The organism is Sinorhizobium sp. GQ132 (assembly GCF_059758575.1).
The window spans coordinates 64,513-83,770 of the sequence record NZ_JCAXDX010000001.1; the positions used below are offsets into that span (position 1 = coordinate 64,513).

A 19,258-nucleotide genomic window follows, 5' to 3' on the forward strand; every position below is an offset into this window, starting at 1 on the left:
GCGTATCCGGCGCATGCCGCCGGATACGCTCCGGTCCGGCTGAAGGAGGCCCGCCATGCATGGTTCCGCTGCGGATACCATTCTCAAGATCACCGATGTCACCAAGTCCTTCGGGCAGGTCGCCGCTCTCAAGGGGATGCGGCTCGAAGTCCGGCGCGGCCGGGTGCATACGCTGCTCGGCGAAAACGGCGCCGGCAAATCGACCTTGATGAAGATTCTCGCCGGCGTGCACGGAGCGACGTCGGGAGAGATCGTTCTCGACGGGCAGCCCTACCGGCCCGCCAACCCGCAGGAGGCCGCCTCGCTCGGGCTGGCGATCGTCTTCCAGGAATTGAGCCTCTGCAACAATCTGACGGTCGCTGAGAACATCCTCGCCACGCGCGAGCCGCGCCGTTTCGGCTTCATCAACGACAAGGCGCTCGTCGCAAAGGCGCAACGGATCGTAACCGACCTCGGACTTCCCATCGACGTAACGGAGAAGGTCGGCAATCTCTCGATCGCCCAGCGACAGCTCGTCGAGATCGCCAAGGGCCTGAGCCATGATGCCAAGGTCGTCATTCTGGACGAGCCGACTTCCTCGCTCAGCGACAGCGAGGCCGAGATCCTCTTCGAGATTATCGGCCGGCTGAAGCAGCGCAACGCGGCGATCATCTATATTTCGCACCGCATGGAAGAGATCATGCGGCTCAGCGACGACATCACCGTCATCAGAGACGGCGAATATGTCGCAACGCATGCGCGCGACGAAGTCACCATCGAGACGCTGATCGCATTGATGGTCGGGCGCCGCATGGACGAAATCTACCCGCCGCCGATGCACCAAGTGGCGGCGGACGGCGCCCCGGTCCTTGCAGTCGACCGGTTGACGCGCGAAGGCGAGTTTCACGACGTGTCCTTCCACGTGCGCGCCGGTGAGATCCTCGGCTTCTTCGGGCTTGTCGGTTCGGGCCGCTCGGAGGTGATGAACGCGCTCTTCGGCATGAAGAACGCCGAAGGCACGGTTCACCTCGATGGCGAGGCCGTGCGGTTCCGTTCCCCGGACGAGGCCATCGCCCGCGGCGTCGGTTTCGTGACGGAGAACCGGAAGGAAGAGGGCCTTGTCCTCGGCCACAGCGTCGAGTGGAACATATCCATGGCGGCTCTCGCGAACTTCGCCGGGGGTTTGGGCTTCATCCGCAACGGCGCGGAACGGGCGGCGGCATCCGAACAGGTCGGGAAGCTCTCCATCAAGACGAACTCGCTGGAAACGCCGGCGGGGGCCCTCAGCGGCGGCAACCAGCAGAAGATAGTGCTCGCCAAATGGCTGCTCACGCGGCCCAAGGTGCTGATCCTCGACGAGCCGACCCGCGGCGTCGACGTCGGCGCGAAATTCGAGATCTACAAGATCATCCGCCAGCTGGCGGCCGAGGGAACGGCAATTCTGCTGATCTCCTCCGACCTGCCCGAAGTCCTGGGAATGAGCGACCGCGTGGTCGTCATGCATGAAGGCGCGCCCGGCGCCACGCTCGAAGGTTCCGCCCTCACTCCAGAGACGATCATGGCTCACGCGACAGGGTTTCAATCATGACACAGAACACAGCAGCCAAAGCCGCCCTTGTTCGGGCTCTCAAGCAATATGGCGGCATCTTCCTTTCGCTGGTGATGCTCTGCATCGTCTTTTCCTTCTTCAACCCGCGGTTCATGACGGTTGTAAACTTCATGAACATCCTGCAGCAGGTCGCCGTCGTCGCTATCGCGGCCTTCGGGATGACGTGGGTGATCCTGCTCGGCGAGATCGATCTTTCCGTCGGCTCGATCATCGCGGTGGCAGGAATGGTCGGGGCGCAATGCTTTGCCTTCGGGATGGGTTTCGTGCCGGCGATCGCGCTGACGCTGGCTGCCGGCGCCCTGATGGGAATGTTGAACGGGGTGCTGACGGCCAAGCTGCTCTTGCCGTCCTTCATCGTCACCGTCGCGACCATGGGTATCTATCGCGGCATGGTGAGCCTGCCCACCAACGGCGCGCCGGCCATGATCGAGAACGAAACCTGGACCGCAATCGGCACCGAGAGTTTCCTGGGGCTGCCGATCATCATCTGGGTCGTCGCCGTCCTCTTCGTCATCAATCAGATCGTGCTCAGCAAGACGAGCTTCGGCCGGCGCGCCTATCTGACCGGCGGCAACCGCGAGGCGGCCGTCTACTCCGGCATCAAGGTCGACCGGCTGAAGATCCTGATCTTCATGATCTCCGGCGTGATGGCGGCCATCAGCGGCATTCTGCTTTCCTCCCGCCTGTTCTCCGCACAGACCAATGCGGGCATGAGCTACGAGCTTGACGCCATCGCCGCGGCCGTTCTCGGCGGCACCAGCCTTGCCGGCGGCGTCGGAACCATGGTCGGCACGCTGATCGGCGCGCTCATCATCGGGGTGATGAACAACGGCATGAACATGCTCTCCGTCCCCTACTTCTATCAGCTGATCGTCAAGGGCCTGGTGATCCTCGTCGCCGTCTGGCTCGACGTCCGCGCCAAGCAGGCAAAGCGCTGAATCCCGACACGAGTGATCCACATGCACAAGATACTGACGATCGGCGAGATTCTCGTCGAAATCATCGCGACCGAGAAGGGTGACGGGTTCCGCCAGGCGACGCCGCTCATCGGCCCCTTCCCTTCAGGTGCACCGGCCATATTCATCGACCAGGCCGGGAAGCTCGGTCAGCCATGCGCGATCATCTCCCGCGTCGGAGGGGATGATTTCGGCACGGTCAACCTCGAACGCCTCGAGGGTGACGGCGTCGACATTTCCGGGATCGAGGTCGATCCGCTCGCCACGACCGGCAGCGCCTTCGTCCGCTACCGGCCCGATGGCAGCCGCGCTTTCGTCTTCAACATCCGCGACAGCGCCTGCGGCAAGATCATGCTCGACGAGCGAATGACCCGGCTCGTCGGCGAATGCAGCCATATCCATGTCATGGGCTCGTCGCTCTACGCGCCGAGCGTGGTCGAAAGCATTCTCGCCGCGATCGGGATCGTCAAGGCGGGCGGGGGCACCGTCTCCTTCGATCCGAATCTTCGCCCGGAGATCCTCAAAAGCCCCGGCATGCGCGAGGCGCTGCTTACGGTGCTCGCCGAGACAGATCTCTTCCTGCCGAGCGGAGACGAGCTATTCCTCTTCACCGAAGCCAAGACGGAAGGTCAGGCGGTCGCGGAACTCCTCGCATCCGGCATCAAAGCCGTCGTCGTCAAACGCGGCGCAGCAGGCGCCAGCTATTTCGATACCGTGACGGCGCTATCCCTGCCGGGCTTCCCTGTCGAGGAGGTCGATCCGACCGGGGCCGGCGATTGTTTCGGCGCCACCTTCGTCAGCTTCTGGCTCAACGGGGCGAGCCCCCGCGAGGCCCTTGAATTCGCCGCCGCTTCCGGCGCCCGCGCCGTCATGCACTTCGGCCCCATGGAAGGCGCTTCGACACGCGCGGAACTCGAACGATTCATCAGCGAGCAACAGGCCTGATCATGCAAGAGAACTATCTCATCGACATCGCCCGGTGGAGCAAGCGTCCCGGTCCGCGCGGCATACCGTCGATCTGTTCCGCGCACCCGCTCGTCATCGAAGCCGCCATGCTGCGCGCGCGCCGGGAGAATACGCCGGTGCTGATCGAGGCGACCTGCAACCAGGTCAATCAGGACGGCGGCTATACCGGAATGACGCCTGAGGATTTCACCCGCTTCGTCGGCACCATCGCCGACCGGATCGCGTTCCCCCGGGATAAGATCCTGCTCGGCGGCGACCATCTCGGCCCCAATCCCTGGAAGCATCTGCCCGCCGCGGAGGCGATGGCCAAGGCAGAGGCGATGATCGCGGCCTACGCGAAAGCAGGCTTCACCAAGCTGCATCTCGACACCAGCATGGGATGCGCCGGCGAACCGACGGCCTTGCCCGATGCCACGACGGCGGCCCGCGCGGCGCGGCTCGCGGCCGTCGCCGAAGACGCCATCGGCGGCTGCGGGGGCGTACTCCCGGTCTACATCATCGGCACCGAAGTCCCGATACCGGGCGGCGCGCTCGAAGAGCTGGACACGCTCGAGGTGACTGCTCCCGAAGCCGCCATAGAAACCGTGCGCGTCCATCGCGCGGCGTTCGAGGAAGCCGGCGCCGCCGGTGCCTTCAGCCGCGTCGTGGGCGCCGTCGTCCAGCCGGGCGTGGAATTCGGCAACGAGAACGTCATTGCCTATGATCCTGCCAGGGCCGAAAAGCTCAGCGCCACGCTGGGCCAACTTGACGGGATGGTCTTCGAGGCCCATTCCACCGATTACCAGACGCCGGATGCCCTTCGCCAACTGGTCGCCGACGGCTTCGCGATCCTGAAGGTCGGACCCGGCCTCACCTTTGCTCTTCGTGAAGCCCTCTACGGCCTCGACCAGATCGCTGCCTTTCTCTTTCCGGCCGCGCGCGAGCGGACGCTTGCCGAAGTCACGGAAGCGGTGATGCGCGAGGAACCGGCGAACTGGGGCAAATACTATCACGGCTCGGCGGACGAGCAGCGCCTTCAGCGGCACTTCTCCTATAGCGACCGCATACGCTATTACTGGCCGCATCCGAAGGCCGCTGCAGCCGTGGACGAACTCATGTCTCTGCTCGACGGCGTTGCGATCCCGGAAACGCTGATCAGCCAGTTTCTCGCCGGCAGCTACGAGCGCGTTCGCAATGGCGAGGTCGCGCCGCAGGCCAAGCCGTTGGCGCTTGCCGCCGTCGACGCCGTTCTGCAGGACTATTTCGCAGCGTGCCGGGTCTAGATCAAGACGTCAGAGCGGGATGCGGGCGGAAAGCCGCGCACACTTTTCCTCAACCCGCTCTAGCGGAAGCGCCGTGATCGGTGAATATTCCGAAAGACCAAATCAGATGAGCGGGGACGCTTCGACCGTGACCAGACAGATCAAGACGATGGAGGATTTTTCGGAGTTCGTCGGACTGTCGCGCCCCACCGTCTCCAAATATTTCAACGACCCCTCATCGGTGCGCAAGAAGACACGCGACGCCATCGAGGCGGCGATAAAGCAATCGGGCTTTCGCCCGAACATCTTCGCCGTCAACCTGAACCGCCGCCGCACCAATATCCTCGGGGTCATCGTGCCCAACTCGACGGACCCGTTCTACATGGCGCTGACGCGGCGCATCGAGCACATTGCCGATCAGGCGGGATTCCTCGCCTTCGTCCTTTCCTCGGACGGCAGGCCCGAGATGGAAGAACGGGCGATCGAAACCTTCAAGTCGATGAACGTCGCCGGCGCGATCATCGCTCCGCTCGGCGTCCAGTCGCATCACCAGAAGCTGAGCGCGCTCGGACAAAGCATACCGCTGATCTATGTCGACTCGCCGCTCGACGACAGTTCCTCCTTCGTCGGAACCGACAACCGGCAGAGCTTCAGGCTGATGGTCGACTATCTCTGCCGTTCGGGTGGCGCGCCCTGCTATCTCGGCATGCCCCCGGTCAACAACAACGCCATGGCGCGCCAGGACGCTTACCTCGAGGCCATGCGGCAACTGAAGATGAAGCCGGCGGTCGTAGAGACGACGGCATGTGCCTCCTGGGACTTCGAGAAGTTCGGCTTCGACGAGACGCTGCGCATCCTGTCCAGGGGCGGTTTCCCGACGCAAACCGTTCTTTGCGCGAACGACCGCGTCGCCTTCGGCGTCATTGCCGCCGCGTTTCAGTCCGGCCTGAAGGTCGGGCGGGATGCCGACAGCGATCTGAGGGTCGCCGGCCATGACGACCATCCCTTGTCCCGCTACACCTGTCCGCCACTGACCACGGTCGCGCAGAACTACAACGAAATCGGCAGGCTGGCGATCGAACTGCTCCTGTTCAAGCTCGGCGAGGCTTCGGGTAACGGTGAAGCCTTTCGCGACGACGAACGCATTTTGCTGAGCGCGGAGATCATGTTGCGCGGTTCGGCTTAGAACTCACCTGAACTGCGCGCACGGCGCAAGCGCGAGCGCCCCAGAGCCGGTCCACAGGACACCCGTCAGGGCCAGCACCGTCAGAAGGCGTCCCGCGCGGATCAGGAAGGGCTGGTCGTCTCCCGGATCGGCACAGCGAAGCGCTTGCGCGAGCTTTCCCGGAAAAGAGAAGACCAGCAAGAGTGCTCCGGCCGCGGCGAGTGTGGCCACGACGATGGATCCCGGAACGATGGTGGTCGCCCACGGCCCCGCGGCGGCGCATGCCACGGCGTGGAAAGTATAGACGGCAAGCAGATGTCCACCCCAAAGAATCGGCCCGGCCAGAAGGAAGAGAATTGCGCCGGCAATGGGTGGTTCGCGGATGGGATCGTTCATGACGCACCTATCCGATCAGTCGCGGGAAGCCGTGAATCAGTCCGAGGCCCAGCAGCGACTGGGCGACGGCGTAGTGATAGAGCAGCGCGTAGCTGTCGTAGGTCACCCGCCGTACGGCATCCAGCTTCCCGGCCAGATGCCGCGCCATCGCGAACAGTCCCATGATCAGCAGGGCGAAGACGAGTTGAGCGAAGAGAACGGCGCCGAGATAAACCATGGCTCCGTAGGCGTTCCCATCGGGGGTCAAGCCGGTCGCCAAGTGTCCCCGGAGTTCAAGTGCGAACGCACCCGTCAGGCAGGCGAGCGAAAGAAGCAGAGCGGCCGCCATTGCCACGCGCGATGCCGAGAACATCCCCAGCCTGCGGCTGACAAGCCATAAGATACCCGAGCCGGCAAGAAGCAGCGCCGCGGACCCCAAGGGCCAGCGAAGGGGCGGTGGTTCCGGAGAACCGGCCGGTGCCCAGACCTCCGGCGAGACGACCCAGAGGAAAAGGTAGGAAAAGACATAGGCGAGATAGAGGGACGCCGCAACGAACATCAGGACCACCATCGCCCACCAGGAATGCGACGTCGGTCCGCTCATATAGGTGGGAAGGCGAACACCCTTGGCGATTTCGATCATGCCTTTCGAAGGCCCGGGGTCGAGCCCCCAGGCCCAGACGAGGATGAAGGCGATGGCGAGGACTCCGCAGATCGTCGCGATCGTCACCATCTTGACCGTCAGCAGCAGGAAGAACGCCGCCGTGAAGACGGCCGCGAGGAAAGGCGGCCAGCCGGGACCGGGCATCTGGATGACATATTGCGGACGGGCATGGATCGGCGAGGTCACGATCGTTTCCCGCCAGCCGGTCGGAGCGTTTGGAAGATAGTGATGGCCGTCGCGTACCTCCTGAGGGAGGCTCGGCCGGTCCCAGAGGGGTTCGCGACTGGTGATGTGAGGGATGCTTCGGGTGGAATAGACGTCGTTCGGCAGCCATTCGAGCGTGCCCGCCCCCCAAGGGTTCTCGTGAGGTCCGTTGCCGGGGCGGAACTTCGCGGCGAGATCCACCAGAAACACGAGTACGCCGGCGGCAAGCACATAGGTCCCCACGGTTGAGATGAGGTTCAGCGTGTCCCAGCCCATGTCGCCGGGATAGGTCCAGACGCGCCGCGGCATGCCTCTGAGACCGGTCAGATGCATCGGCAGAAAGGTGACGTTGAAGCCGATGAAGATCAGCCAGAAAACCCACCGGCCCAACCGTTCCGAGAGCATCCGGCGGCTGAAGAGCGGCATCCAGTAATAGATCGCCGCAAACAGCGGGAAGACGAACCCGCCGATCAGCACGTAGTGGAAATGTGCAACCACGAAGTAGGTGTCGTGTACCTGATGGTCGAAGGGCACCATGGCCACCATGACGCCGGTAAGCCCGCCAAGGGTGAAAATGAAAAGGAAGCCGAGAATGAACAGCGATGCGGTCGTTATTCGGAAGCGCTCCCGTCCCGCGGCGATGGTCGCGATCCACGAAAAGACCTGGATGCCCGAGGGAACGGCGACCGCCATGCTGGCGGCGGAGAAGAAGGCGAGGCTCAGCGCCGGAATGCCTGTCGTGAACATGTGGTGCACCCAGAGCCCGAAGCTGAAAAAGCCCGTGCCGATCAAGGCGACGACGATCAGGTGATAGCCCACGAGCGGTGTGCGGGCCATGGTCGGTACCATCATCGAGACGAGGCCCGCGGCCGGAAGGAAGATGATGTAGACTTCCGGGTGCCCGAAGAACCAGAAGAGATGCTGCCAGAGCAGCGGATCTCCCCCCAGCGCGGCGCTGAAGAAGGGCCAGCCGAACGCCCGCTCGATCTCCAGCATCATCGTCGCCAGGATCACTGCCGGGAACGCGAACATGATCATGCTGGCGAAGATCAGCATCGTCCAGGCGAAGATCGGCATCTTGGCGAGCGACATGCCCGGCGGCCGTGTCCTCAGCGCGCCAACGACGATCTCCACCGCCCCTGCGATCGCCGAAATCTCGATGAAGCCGATGCCGAGCAGCCAGAAATCGGCGTTGTCACCCGGCGAATATTCCATGAGCGTCAGCGGCGGATACATGAACCAGCCGCCTTTCGGCGCGAGGTCGTAGAAGATGGTCGAGAAGAAGACCAGCCCGCCGACCACATAGGCCCAGATCGCGAAGGCGCTGAGGCGCGGAAAAGGCAGATCGCGCGCCGCCAGCATCTGCGGCAGCAGCATGACACCGAGCGCCTCGACCGCCGGCACGGCAAAGAGGAACATCATCGTCGTTCCGTGGACCGTGAACATCTGATTGTAGAGGTCCTGGTCTATGAGGCGATTGTCGCCGAGGGCGAGCTGCGTGCGCATGACGACGGCCAGCAGACCGGCCATGAGGAAGAAGAGAAACGCGACGCCGATATAGAGAAGACCGATCACCGTATTGTTGACGGCCGTCACCAGCCGCCAACCGCGCGGCGTCGCCCAGATGCGCTCCAGTTCACGGACCTCGCCTTCGGGCCGGGTATCGGGATTTGGCAGTTCCATCATCCGCCTCCGCCGCCAGTGTCGCGCAGGAAATAGAGGACGACCAGCCCCGCCAGGTAAACGGTGAGGACCGCGAAGGAGTCGTAACCCATCCGGAAGATCGTCCGGTCCCGGCGTTCGACCAGCCCGATGAAGAAGATCGCCGTGACCGTGATCGCGATCAGCGCTGCAAAGGCTTCGAAGCGTCCGGCGCCGTTCATCACCGCGTCGGCACCTCCGGTGATATCGACGATGAAAAGAAGGAAGAGATCAATGAGGTTCGTGCCGAAGATATCCGACATGGCCATGGTATAGAGGCCGGCACGCGTGGCGCTGAACACCGTGCTGACTTCCGGCAGCGACGTCGCAATCGCCACGAGAACCGCGCCGATGAAGCTCTGGCCGAGTCCGGTCGCTTCGGCGATCGCATCTCCGGAACGCGACAGCAGATAGCCTGCGACGATGATGACGGCGCCGCAGCCGGCAGTCGCCCAGCCCACCTCGCGCAGCGATTTCTCCTTGCTGTCTTCGGCCTCCTTCCGCGCCCTCTCTTCCTCCTTTTCGGGCGTGACCTCCTCGTCATTCGCTATCCAGGGCTTGTCGCGCTTCGACCGTGACAAGACCCACATGCCGAAGCCCGTGACCGCTGCAAGCAACCACATCCACACGCCCGAGAAAAGCACCGGCACGTCCCCCACCACGATCGAGGCGGCGACGATCGACAGGAGAAGGATTTTGAAGCCACCCTGCAGCATGACGACCGGATCGGGAATGACCGAAGTCAGCGCCTGGCGGCCGATCAGCATGTCGGCAAAGGCGAGGATCGCCACCTGCATGACGATGCCGCCGAGGATGCTGTTGACCGCGAGACTGGCGTCACCGCTGAGCGACGAGGTCACGCCTACCGCCAGCTCCGGGAGCGAAGTGATGCCGCCGAGAAGCACGACGCCGATGAAGGCCTGGCCTACTCCCGTCTTCTCGCTGATCGCATTGGCATAGCCGGTGATCCTGACGCCTGCCATCCAGACTGCCACGGCCGCCCCCGCGAAAATCGCAAGATTCAGCCAAAGTCCAAGGCCGGCGAAGTCAAGCATAGGTCACCTCAACTGGTCCAGATAGGCGGCGAGCTGCCGCAATTCGTCGTCGGTGAAGATTTCGTATGGCGGCATCAGATTTTCCGGCTTCACGTGCTGGCCGTCGCGGATCCAGCGGACGAAGGCGGCGACATCGTTCTCGAGCGTGGCAGCGGCAAGCGAGTGCCGGCTGCCCACATGCGTGAGATCGGGGCCGATCGTGCCCCGGGCATCCGTGCCTCGGACCCGGTGGCAGGCGGCACAGCCGGAGGAGAGGAACAGCGCCTGCCCTGCGGCCTGATCCTGTTTCGCAGCCGCGGCGTCGCCGGCCTCACCTGCCAGCCAGGAGGAAAACTGATCTTCGGGCATGGCGATCACGTAAAAGGACATGAAGGCATGCGGCCCGCCGCAATATTCCGCACATTGGCCGCGACTGATGCCGGCCTTCGTCGCTTGAAGCGTCAGCGTGTTGGTGTGGCCGGGGATCATGTCGAGCTTGCCGGCGAGCCGGGGCACCCAGAAGCTGTGAATAACGTCTGCCGATGTCAGTTCCAATTCCACCGGCCGCCCGACAGGCAGCCTGATTTCGTTGGCGCTCTCGATGCGGCGACCGGCCTCGTCGACATAGGTCACCCGCCACCACCAGCGCTCGCCCACGACCTCGATGCGCAATCCGCCCTGCGAACGGGCCGCAGTGGCGCCGGGCGCCATAAGATAGAAGCCGTAGCCCAGCAGGACGCTGAGAGCGAGGATCGGGAAAACGAGACCGCCACCGATGACCACCCTTTCGCCCGCAATGCGGGCACGCCAGCGCTCACCGCCGAAAAGCGCGACCGCCGTGATCAGGCAGACCCCGACGAGAATGGCGGTAGAGAACAGGATCAGCAGCCAACTGAGCGTGCCGATGCGCTCGGCTTCCGCTCCGGAAGGATCGAGCGCGGACTGCAGCCCGGCGCAGCCCTGCAGCGCGAGAGCGCTTGCCACCGCGAAATATCGGGCGAGCCTCATCGGTTCGCCTCCGTCATCGGCGCCGTGGCGCTTCCCGGAGGCAGCGAACCCAGATAGGCGGCGACGTCTTCGATCTGCGCTTCGTCCAGTGCGCCGGCAACCGCCGTCATGATCCTCCCATAGGGGGTCCCGATCCGCCCGCCGCGCCGCCAGAGCCGTATCTGCTCCTCTATATATTCGGTATGCTGGCCGGCGAGGACCGGAAACTGCTGCGATTGACGTCCGGAATGGCAGCTCAGGCAGGCCGGTACGCCCTGATCGGCGATACCGCGCCTGGCTATGGCTTCGCCGCGCCTGAGTTGCTCAGGGTCAGGTGGCGCCGATTGATTTCCGGCGCTTGGCTGGAGCGCGGAGTAATGCGCTGCCAGCTCCCGCATGGCGTCCTCTGACAGAAGGTCGGCGACCGGTTCCATGGCACCGCTCGCGCGGGTCCCTTTCGCATACTCCTGGAGACTGCGCAGGAGATAGGCTTCGGGTAGCCCCGCGAGCCGCGGGATACGGTCGCCGTTCGTGCCTGCGCCTTCGCGTTCATGGCAGCGCCCGCAGGCGGTCAAGGCGCTGCCGCTCACGGATCCCTCATCTCTACTCGCCTGGCTGCGCGTGAGGCCTGCCAAGTCGGGATAATTGCCTGCCGTTGCGGGCAGGCTCGCGAGGAATGCCGTGACGGCCCAGACTTCGTCGTCGCGCCGCGTATTCGGCCATGCGGGCATGCCGGTATATTTGAGGCCGTGCTTGACGATCCAGAAGATCTCCTCCGGCGGGCGGCGTTTGCCGATGTCCATCAGATCCGGAGGCGGGGGCAGCATGCCGCTGACGATCGGGTTTATCTCTTCGCCGGGGCGGTTGTGGCACGCTACGCACGCACCTTCGAAATGGGATGCACCGAGTCGGATCATGCCGTCGTCATCGAGCGGCGGAACTTCGATCGTAAAGCTTCGGTTGGTGATCGATCGTTCGCGGACCAGCGTCAGGATCCATGTCGTAATCCGCAGATGGTCCTTGGAGGCCGCGACGTTGTAGACGCCGGACCAGACGAACACGACCCCCGCAGTCACGAGCAGCACGGCGCCGATCCCGACGATTTTAGCAACGGCCGTCCAGTGAAGGTTTCTCAGGTCCACGCTGCTGCACCCGTTCTGGATCCGGCCTCGTCTTCCTCCATCGTCAAAAGCCAACGCGCGGCAATCACGATTCCTGCGAGAACATAGGTCACAGGACAGGCGACCAGCATGATAAGCCCCGCGAGCTGCTGATCGGCCAAAGTTGCGTTCAGGGTTCCAGTCGCATGCGCCGTGTGGGATGCAGCGAAAGCGGGGTAGAGCGCTCGCGGCGCGAAGACGAAGAGTACGGCGAGAAGACAATAGAGCTTGCTGGTCATCAGAAGGGCAACGATCGGTTGCCAGGAACGCTTGCCATGAAGAAGCAGGACCGCCCGCCAGAACAGGAATGCGGTCAGGAACAGGCTGGCATTCATCAGCAAATGAACCGTGGGAAATTCCAGGGCCCGCTTGAGAAATGGCGGCGCATGCCAGGCCCAGAGGGCGGCGATCTGCACAAGTGTCGCAAGCGGCAGAACCCACCCGGCGATTTCCCGCCGCTGCGGCCGGCCCCACGTCATTGCGACGGCAGCCAGGGGCGCGGCGAGGTTCATCAGCAGGATGTGCACTGCCATATGCGTCGCCAACGGCCCCATCACTCCCCCTAGTCCTCCGAGCGGTTGACCAAGACCGCGCCGGTCAGGTTTCAGAAAGGTCGCCGGCGCAGGCGGCCGGCCGAAACACGGCATCGAATTACTGTGTCGCAAGGCGAAACTGTTTGGGGTGCTTCATGGTTCCAATCCGCACCTCCTGTGGTTGCGGAGACGGCCGAACCGCCCGCCGCGAAGCGCTCACGGAACAAATGGGCAGGCCCGAGGTTTCAACGGTCGACCGAACAGGAGGGGCCGATGAGTCTGAATTCCGCATCGACTGCCGCGACCGTCACCAACCCGGTCCATTCGTTGCTCGTGCCGTTTCCGGTTGTCTGCTTTACGCTCGCCCTTCTGACCGATATCGCCTTCTGGCAGACGGGACACATCATGTGGCAGAACTTCTCCGCCTGGCTGCTCTTTGCCGGAATCATCGCCGGCGTGATTGCTGGTGTGGCCGGTGTGTTGGAGTTCCTGTTTCGAAGGGAGCGGCGTAGGCAAGGGGCGGTTTGGCTCCATGTAATCGGCTACGTCCTCGTCTTCGGTCTCGCCTTCGTCAACAACCTCGTCCATGCCGCCGATGGCTGGACGGCTGTGGTACCCTACGGGTTGATCCTCTCCGCGGCGACGGTGCTTCTGACGATCCTCCTCGCTTTGCTTGGCCGCGCCACCCTCTATCGCAGGCAATCCGGAGTGAGCGATTATGAATAGCTCTGCCTTCTTCCGTGCAAGGTTCCTCGTCGGAACCGGCGTTCTCCTCCTGGCGCTCGCAGGCTGCGGCGATGACGGCTCGGATTTCGACGTTTCGCAGCAGATCGGCCCCGATCCGGTCTTGCCGGAGCCGACATCGGAACTCATGCCGGACATGAAAATCGCCGAGGTCGTCGGCTGGCAGGACGGCACGGCACCGAGCGTTCCCGACAATCTCGTCATTGCCGCCTACGCGAAGGACCTTGCCAATCCGAGGACCGTCCATACGCTGCCGAACGGCGACGTTCTCGTCGTTCAATCGCGCGAACCCTCGGGCAAGCCGATAGAGCGGCCGAAGGACATGATCCGGGGTTGGATCATGTCCATGGCCCACGGCGGTGGTGCCGGCCCCCAAAAGGAAAGCAATCTGATCACGCTGCTCCGCGATACCGATCGCGACGGAACGGTGGACGAACGCCACGACCTGCTGACGGGGCTCAATTCTCCTTTCGGAGTGGCCTGGCACGAGGGAACGCTTTACGTGGCTGCGGCCGATGCGATCCTCGCCTATCCCTATCAGCTCGGGCAGGCGGAAATCACCGGCGAGCCGCGGGTTCTAACACCGCTTCCGGGTGGCCCGATCAACCATCACTGGACCAAGGATCTGGCCCTCAGCCCGGACGGGCGCTATCTCTATGCCTCCGTCGGTTCCAACTCGAACGTGGCCGAGCGCGGGCTCGAGGCCGAAAAGGGCCGCGCTGCGATCTGGCAGGTAGATCGGGAAACGGGTGCGGCCCGCGTCTTCGCGTCCGGCCTTCGCAACCCGAACGGGTTGATCTTCCATCCGGAGACCGGCGTGCTCTGGACGGTCGTCAACGAGCGTGACGAGCTGGGGCCGAATCTGGTGCCGGACTACATGACCTCGGTGCAGGAAGGCGCTTTCTACGGCTGGCCATGGAGCTATTACGGCGCCCATGTGGACGAGCGGGTCCATCCGCCGCGGCCCGACATGGTCGAGAAAGCGATCCCGCCGGACTATGCTCTTTCCAGCCACGTCGCCGCCCTGGGCCTGGTCTTCTCCAACGGCTCCGCCCTGCCGGAGCCCTTCGCCAACGGCGCCTTCATAGGCGAGCACGGGAGCTGGAACCGCAGCAGCTTCAATGGCTACAAGGTCGTCTATGTCCCCTTCGAAAACGGCCGGCCGGCCGGGAAGGCTCAGGACGTCGTGACCGGCTTCATCGAAGGCGATCAGGCACGCGGTCGTCCGGTCGGCGTTGCGATCGACGGGACCGGGGCGCTGCTTGTTGCCGACGACGCCGGCAACACCGTCTGGCGCGTCGCCGGAGCCGACGGCAGGGTCACGCCGAGCCCGGTCGGTACGGACGGACAGAGGGATAGCGCGGTCACCAGCGAAGCCACCCCGCCGGCGGGTGAGACAGGAGGAACAACCGGACGGGCCGCTCCTCTCGCAACCGGTGCCACGCCTCCGGAGCCGCCGCAGACCGATGTCGCGCCGGCTACTCTGCCGAGAGCTACGGAACAGGAATCACCGGAGCCGCAGCAATAATTTCCGATCTAATCCTCGGCGTCGCCCACCGTGTCGGCGACATAGGCATCGCGCTTTCCGAGCTCCTTGGGCCGCCCTGTCGTTGAATCCCTCGCCGTCTGATGTTCCAGCTCGGCATTGAGTTCAGCACCGATGATGACGATCATAGTGGATATCCAGATCCAGAGCATGAAGCCTATCAGCGTGCCGAGAGCGCCGTAGGTGGCATTGTAGTTCGCAAAATTGTCGATGTAATAAGAGAACGCCAGGGACGCGACGAGCCAGCAGATCGTGCTCAGGGCCGCACCCCAGGTAAGCCACCTGAGTTTGGCCGGCTCCCGGCACGGACCGTAGCGATAGATCAGGGTGATGCCCGCCGCTACGAGCAACAGCATCACGGGCCAGCGCACGAACCTGACAAGACCTTCCAGTTCCAGGTGGAGAAAGGCCAGCACTGCCGGCAATATGGCGATGGCCGCGATGAGGACGGCCGTCAGGATCAAACCGGCCAGCGTGAAGCCGATGCTTAACAGTGCCAGCCGGACGAAGCCGCGCTTTTCCGTCTCGTCATAGGCGATATTCATGGCTTCGAAAAGGGCGCCCACGCCGTTGCGCGCGCTCCAGAGAGCGAAGAGCAACCCGCCTATGAAGCCGAGGCTCAGGCTGGACGTGTTCTGGGAGGTCAGGGTTTCCAGTTGATCGGTCATCATTTGAAGCGACTGCGCCGGGAGCACGGTGGCGAGCATTGTAGCCTGCTCGGCGATCGCGGCCGGATCGGAAACGAGACCGTAGATGGAGACGAGCGAGCCGAGCGCTGGAAATATGGAGAGGAGCACGTAAAAGGTGACGCCGGCGGCAACGAGCGAAATCCGGTCCTCGCTGATCTGTGAAACCACCCGCCAGAAGACGTCACGCAGACCCCTCGCCGGGATTTCGCCCGGGCTGTCGGCCGTGCGTCCCCTGCCCTCCTGTTGAGCCTTTTCGTCAGTTCCCCTCTTTGCATCACCGGATTTCATCTGCTCTTCCTCACGGGTTCGAAAGTCCGCCGTGCCGCTGATCGGGCTTGCCGATGGCGGGCGAACACGGGTGGCATTCGAACACGCCAGGCGATGGCTTGTTCCTTGCGATCTCCCCTATTCGGACGCGAAGCCCTTACTGAACGGCGCGACTTATTTTCTCATAAGAAGTGCTCCATGCTCTCGTGGCGCGTTTTCGGATTTGAAAGAACTGAATCATGAAACCTGCGACGCTGCGCCTGACCGCCATATTTTTGTCTGCGGCGACTCCGTTTCTTCCGGCAGTCGCGGGGAATGTGCAGCACGAAAAGGGAGACGTTCGAAGTCAAAGCCTGGCCATGAAGAATTTCGTAGATGCCAATCCCGACTGCCTCGAGTTCAATGATCAATGCTCTCTATGTTCGTTGATCGACGGAGCGGTCGAGTGCTCCTCGCCCAAGATCGCATGTATCAAGGGGGAGTACCGTTGCACGATGAGATCGAAATAAAGTGGCACCCTAAATTGGCGGACGAACCGGGGTTTCCAGCTTGGCACCACCTTTTCATCTCGGAATGATGCTTATTCCCCCGTCCGCCTCGAGAACAGCGAATTTGATCTGGTCGAGGCGAGCCAGACCCTGCTGCTCCCGGGCCGCGACCAGTATGTCCTCGATGTTGACCCGGGCTCTTCTCACGGCGCGCTCGTCGACCTTCCCGTCGGCGATAAGCACCGTCGGCGTGCCGTCGAGGAACAGAGCGATCTTCGGCGACCATTGCTTGACGTAGGAGAGAACGATATCGACGCCGAAAAGCGTCAGGATGAGCAATGTTGCGTTGACGATGGAGAAGTCGTCGCCGAGCAGCGCCTGCTGAGTGGTCTCGGCGATGATGAGCAGCAGCACGAAGTCGAAGGTGGTCATCTGTGCAACCGTGCGCCGGCCGGAAAGCCGGAGCGCGGCGAGGAGTATAAAATAGATCGTAATACCGCGAACGACGGAGTCCATGACGTATCTCCTAGGGCCAGACGATCGTCCGCACCTCCTTTACCGGCTCGTCATCGATACTTGCCCGGTAGGAAACGACGCCCGGAGTTTGGGCACGGAGGTGCAGAGTCAGCACGAGGGGCTGCCGCGAAGCGGACCGGAAGCGGTATACCAGCCCTTCATCGCCTGCTTCAGCGGAGACCGGTGGCGGATCCATATCCTCCACCTGAAAGCTTTTGAAGAATTCGGGCGACAAGGTCAGGCGACGTTCGTTCTCGCCGCCGGCCAATGACGCGTTCAGCGTCTCGGAAGCCTCCCAGCGGCTGAAACGGGGCACATCGACGGCGCCGCCGGCGAACGTCACGGTCTGTCTCTGAAGCCAGCCCCTTGAGCCGGTAACGCCCAGGACGGCGGCAAGCAGTATCAGGCCAAAAACGATCCATGCGGCGCGCTCTACTTTCCAGAAAAACTCCTGGAACGTGCGATGCTCTTCGATCTGCAATCCGTCCGGTCGAACTGGTGGTTGATCCAAAGCTTAGACCTCGCCCTTGAGCTTTGTAGAATGGCTGAACGGGCGGAAATGTTCCGTGAACCAACCCTCTACGACGGCCCGCTTCCTCGCCTCGGTGTCCGCCGCAGAACTCAAGCAGTGTCCGCGCAGAAGGCAGCACCCGCGCCGCGCCTGTTCGTCGAACGGGCGGCCTGGAATGCAGTTCTCCTGCGACCGAAGCGAATAGAAGGATACGGGCGGCAACCGGAAATCGGCTGGTTGCCGCCGCGGACGACAGGGCCTTTAGATGTGCTTCGTCCCGTGCCTGGTGATGGATGGCGTGGCAGCGCCGTCCTCCGCCTCGGGGTCCATGCCGACGCGATGATGATAGACGAGCTCCCCGCCTTTCCAGCCGGTGTAGAGAAGCAGCAGGACGGTGGCGAGAGATAGCAGAAGGCCCCATGGCCAGACCGCCTCGACGGAACCGTTCGCGTAGCGCAGCCAAAAACTGGCCACTGCGAGGAGTACGACGACAACGTTTCCGATCATGTGCTTCCAGGCGTCGTCGATCGCCCGAATAAGGGCATTTCCGAGGAAATCCGTCAGTCCGGCGAGAGCGGCCAAGGCTGCCATCACGATGGCTGCACCCAGCGACCACATAGACACGTCTGCCCAGAATGAATTTCCGTTCGCGAGATACACGATGTCACATATGAACGTTGCGACAAGAAGCGCGATTGGAAAGGGAACGAGCATCGGATGGATCGGATGCCCGCCGATTTTCGCGCTGGCCGCCAGACCCAAGAGGTCACGATCTGCCATGGCATAATCCTCCAGCACCGCAAGTCCCGGTGATCCTGAAATGCGTAAGAAGCGGCGATTGTTCCTTGACGATGCGAACCGGCGCATGCTCCGGCTGATCAGTCGGCCGCCTTGCCGATGGTATCGGCCACATGAGCACCGCGCTCGCCCAAGGGGAGCGGCTTGCCCGTCGTCGAATCTACCGCCGTCTGGTGTTCGAGTTCGGCGTTGATGAGTGCGCCGATGATGAGAATCATCACCGAGATCCACACCCATGTCATGAGACCGGCAAGCGCGCCGAGGGCGCCGTATGTCGCGTTGTAGTTGGCGAAATGTTCGAGATAGTAGGAAAAGAGCCATGAGGCGGCCAGCCAAAACAAGGTACTGAACACCGCGCCCCAGTTCAGCCACCGCAACTTCGCCCGCTCGCGGCTTGGCCCGAAACGATAGATGAGGATGGTGCCGAAGGTGACGAGGAGGAGTACCACGGGCCATCTCGCCGCTCGGGTCACGAGCTCGACCCAACGATCGACCCACACATAGGCCAGTACGGCCGGCACGACCCCGATCGCAGCGATCAGCGCGACCGCGAAGAGGAGCGCCGCGAAGGTGAACGCGATGCACAGGAGGGTTCTGGACAGAAAGCCTCTCCTTTCCCTTTCTCCATAGGCGACGTTCATCGCGTCGAAGAGGGCGGCAATGCCGTTGGCTGCCAACCACAGGGAGATTGACAGGCTCACGAAGAAACCGATGCCGAGAGTGGACTGCTTCTGCGTCGTCAGGGTCTCCAGCTGGTCCATGATCAGCCCGTAGGAGTCCGACGGCAGAATCACCTGCAGGATACTGACATGGGTGCCGATTTCCGACGGGTCCGCGACGAGCCCGTAGATCGAGACGAGGGCACCCATCGCGGGAAAGAGCGACAGCAGAAGGTAGAAGCTTACCCCCGCGGCTATCAGCATGACCCGCTCTTCGCCGATTTCGGAAAGCACCCGCCAGAAGACGTCCCGCATCCCCTTGGCGGGGATATCTGCGGGCGTGTCGGCTGCACGCCCCCTGCCCGGCTCCGCGGCCTCCAGCTTTTCGGCAAGTTCGATTTCGTTCGCACCCATGTATCAACGCCCGTCCGGTGACGGAACCCGGCTTTCGCCTCGCCGCATGCCT

18 protein-coding genes are annotated in these 19,258 nt (G+C 63.1%); 7 read left to right on the top strand and 11 right to left on the bottom strand.

The genetic code is table 11. The features are described 5' to 3' along the window. The first annotated feature begins 55 nt into the window (after nucleotides 1-55). From AC6CIG_RS00275 to AC6CIG_RS00295, 5 genes are all read left to right on the top strand, one after another. Complete coding sequence (locus AC6CIG_RS00275) at nucleotides 56-1,567, top strand: sugar ABC transporter ATP-binding protein (RefSeq protein WP_498321929.1); 1,512 nt, start codon at nucleotides 56-58, stop codon at nucleotides 1,565-1,567. Beyond that, entirely contained in the window at nucleotides 1,564-2,526 is a 963-nt protein-coding gene (locus AC6CIG_RS00280; protein WP_127709567.1) for an ABC transporter permease, read from the top strand. The genes AC6CIG_RS00275 and AC6CIG_RS00280 overlap by 4 nt, the downstream gene beginning before the upstream one ends. A gap of 21 nt (nucleotides 2,527-2,547) precedes the next feature. Next, on the top strand, nucleotides 2,548-3,489 hold the full coding sequence (locus AC6CIG_RS00285; RefSeq protein WP_498321931.1) for a tagatose kinase: 942 nt from the start codon (nucleotides 2,548-2,550) through the stop codon (nucleotides 3,487-3,489). 2 nt (nucleotides 3,490-3,491) lie between these two features. Next, the gene (locus tag AC6CIG_RS00290; protein WP_498321933.1) at nucleotides 3,492-4,772 is read left to right on the top strand and encodes a D-tagatose-bisphosphate aldolase, class II, non-catalytic subunit; all 1,281 of its coding nucleotides are present in this window, start codon (nucleotides 3,492-3,494) and stop codon (nucleotides 4,770-4,772) included. A 106-nt stretch (nucleotides 4,773-4,878) separates the two neighbouring features. Then, nucleotides 4,879-5,937 (top strand): LacI family DNA-binding transcriptional regulator, encoded by a 1,059-nt coding sequence (locus AC6CIG_RS00295; RefSeq protein ID WP_437416401.1) that lies wholly within the window; start codon nucleotides 4,879-4,881, stop codon nucleotides 5,935-5,937. A gap of 3 nt (nucleotides 5,938-5,940) precedes the next feature. On the opposite strand, the gene AC6CIG_RS00300 is transcribed toward AC6CIG_RS00295, so the two are convergent. From AC6CIG_RS00300 to AC6CIG_RS00325, 6 genes are read right to left on the bottom strand one after another with little or no spacing between them, the layout of a single operon-like run. Further along, on the bottom strand, nucleotides 5,941-6,312 hold the full coding sequence (locus AC6CIG_RS00300; protein WP_498321934.1) for a hypothetical protein: 372 nt from the start codon (nucleotides 6,310-6,312) through the stop codon (nucleotides 5,941-5,943). 7 nt (nucleotides 6,313-6,319) lie between these two features. Further along, a complete protein-coding gene (gene ctaD, locus AC6CIG_RS00305; RefSeq protein WP_498321935.1) occupies nucleotides 6,320-8,842 on the bottom strand; it encodes a cytochrome c oxidase subunit I in 2,523 nt (840 codons plus the stop codon). Then, entirely contained in the window at nucleotides 8,842-9,915 is a 1,074-nt protein-coding gene (locus AC6CIG_RS00310; RefSeq protein WP_437405751.1) for a sodium:calcium antiporter, read from the bottom strand. Before AC6CIG_RS00310 ends, ctaD begins: the two co-directional genes overlap by 1 nt. Nucleotides 9,916-9,918: 3 nt before the next feature. Next, the gene (locus tag AC6CIG_RS00315) at nucleotides 9,919-10,902 is read right to left on the bottom strand and encodes a cytochrome c oxidase subunit II (protein ID WP_498321936.1); all 984 of its coding nucleotides are present in this window, start codon (nucleotides 10,900-10,902) and stop codon (nucleotides 9,919-9,921) included. Next, a complete protein-coding gene (locus AC6CIG_RS00320; RefSeq protein ID WP_498321937.1) occupies nucleotides 10,899-12,023 on the bottom strand; it encodes a c-type cytochrome in 1,125 nt (374 codons plus the stop codon). The genes AC6CIG_RS00315 and AC6CIG_RS00320 overlap by 4 nt, the downstream gene beginning before the upstream one ends. Then, nucleotides 12,014-12,595: a cytochrome c oxidase assembly protein gene (locus AC6CIG_RS00325; protein ID WP_498322420.1), complete on the bottom strand. Its 582-nt coding sequence runs from the start codon at nucleotides 12,593-12,595 to the stop codon at nucleotides 12,014-12,016. The genes AC6CIG_RS00320 and AC6CIG_RS00325 overlap by 10 nt, the downstream gene beginning before the upstream one ends. A 252-nt stretch (nucleotides 12,596-12,847) precedes the next feature. Between AC6CIG_RS00325 and AC6CIG_RS00330 the strand changes: the two genes are divergently transcribed. Further along, nucleotides 12,848-13,300: a DUF2231 domain-containing protein gene (locus tag AC6CIG_RS00330; protein ID WP_498321939.1), complete on the top strand. Its 453-nt coding sequence runs from the start codon at nucleotides 12,848-12,850 to the stop codon at nucleotides 13,298-13,300. Continuing rightward, nucleotides 13,293-14,846 carry a PQQ-dependent sugar dehydrogenase gene (locus AC6CIG_RS00335; RefSeq protein WP_498321940.1) on the top strand — a complete coding sequence of 518 codons (1,554 nt, stop codon included), beginning with the start codon at nucleotides 13,293-13,295 and terminating at the stop codon, nucleotides 14,844-14,846. The genes AC6CIG_RS00330 and AC6CIG_RS00335 overlap by 8 nt, the downstream gene beginning before the upstream one ends. A gap of 8 nt (nucleotides 14,847-14,854) precedes the next feature. Here AC6CIG_RS00335 and AC6CIG_RS00340 read toward each other — a convergent pair whose 3' ends face one another. From AC6CIG_RS00340 to AC6CIG_RS00360, 5 genes are all read right to left on the bottom strand, one after another. Then, complete coding sequence (locus tag AC6CIG_RS00340; protein WP_498321942.1) at nucleotides 14,855-15,841, bottom strand: YihY/virulence factor BrkB family protein; 987 nt, start codon at nucleotides 15,839-15,841, stop codon at nucleotides 14,855-14,857. Between the two features lie 542 nt (nucleotides 15,842-16,383). After that, nucleotides 16,384-16,824 (bottom strand): DUF421 domain-containing protein, encoded by a 441-nt coding sequence (locus tag AC6CIG_RS00345; protein ID WP_018098814.1) that lies wholly within the window; start codon nucleotides 16,822-16,824, stop codon nucleotides 16,384-16,386. Nucleotides 16,825-16,834: 10 nt separating this feature from the next. Beyond that, the gene (locus tag AC6CIG_RS00350; RefSeq protein WP_498321943.1) at nucleotides 16,835-17,335 is read right to left on the bottom strand and encodes a hypothetical protein; all 501 of its coding nucleotides are present in this window, start codon (nucleotides 17,333-17,335) and stop codon (nucleotides 16,835-16,837) included. Between the two features lie 261 nt (nucleotides 17,336-17,596). Further along, nucleotides 17,597-18,115 (bottom strand): DUF2231 domain-containing protein, encoded by a 519-nt coding sequence (locus tag AC6CIG_RS00355; RefSeq protein ID WP_100670253.1) that lies wholly within the window; start codon nucleotides 18,113-18,115, stop codon nucleotides 17,597-17,599. 98 nt (nucleotides 18,116-18,213) lie between these two features. After that, a complete protein-coding gene (locus AC6CIG_RS00360) occupies nucleotides 18,214-19,206 on the bottom strand; it encodes a YihY/virulence factor BrkB family protein (RefSeq protein WP_498321945.1) in 993 nt (330 codons plus the stop codon). Nucleotides 19,207-19,258: the final 52 nt, after the last annotated feature.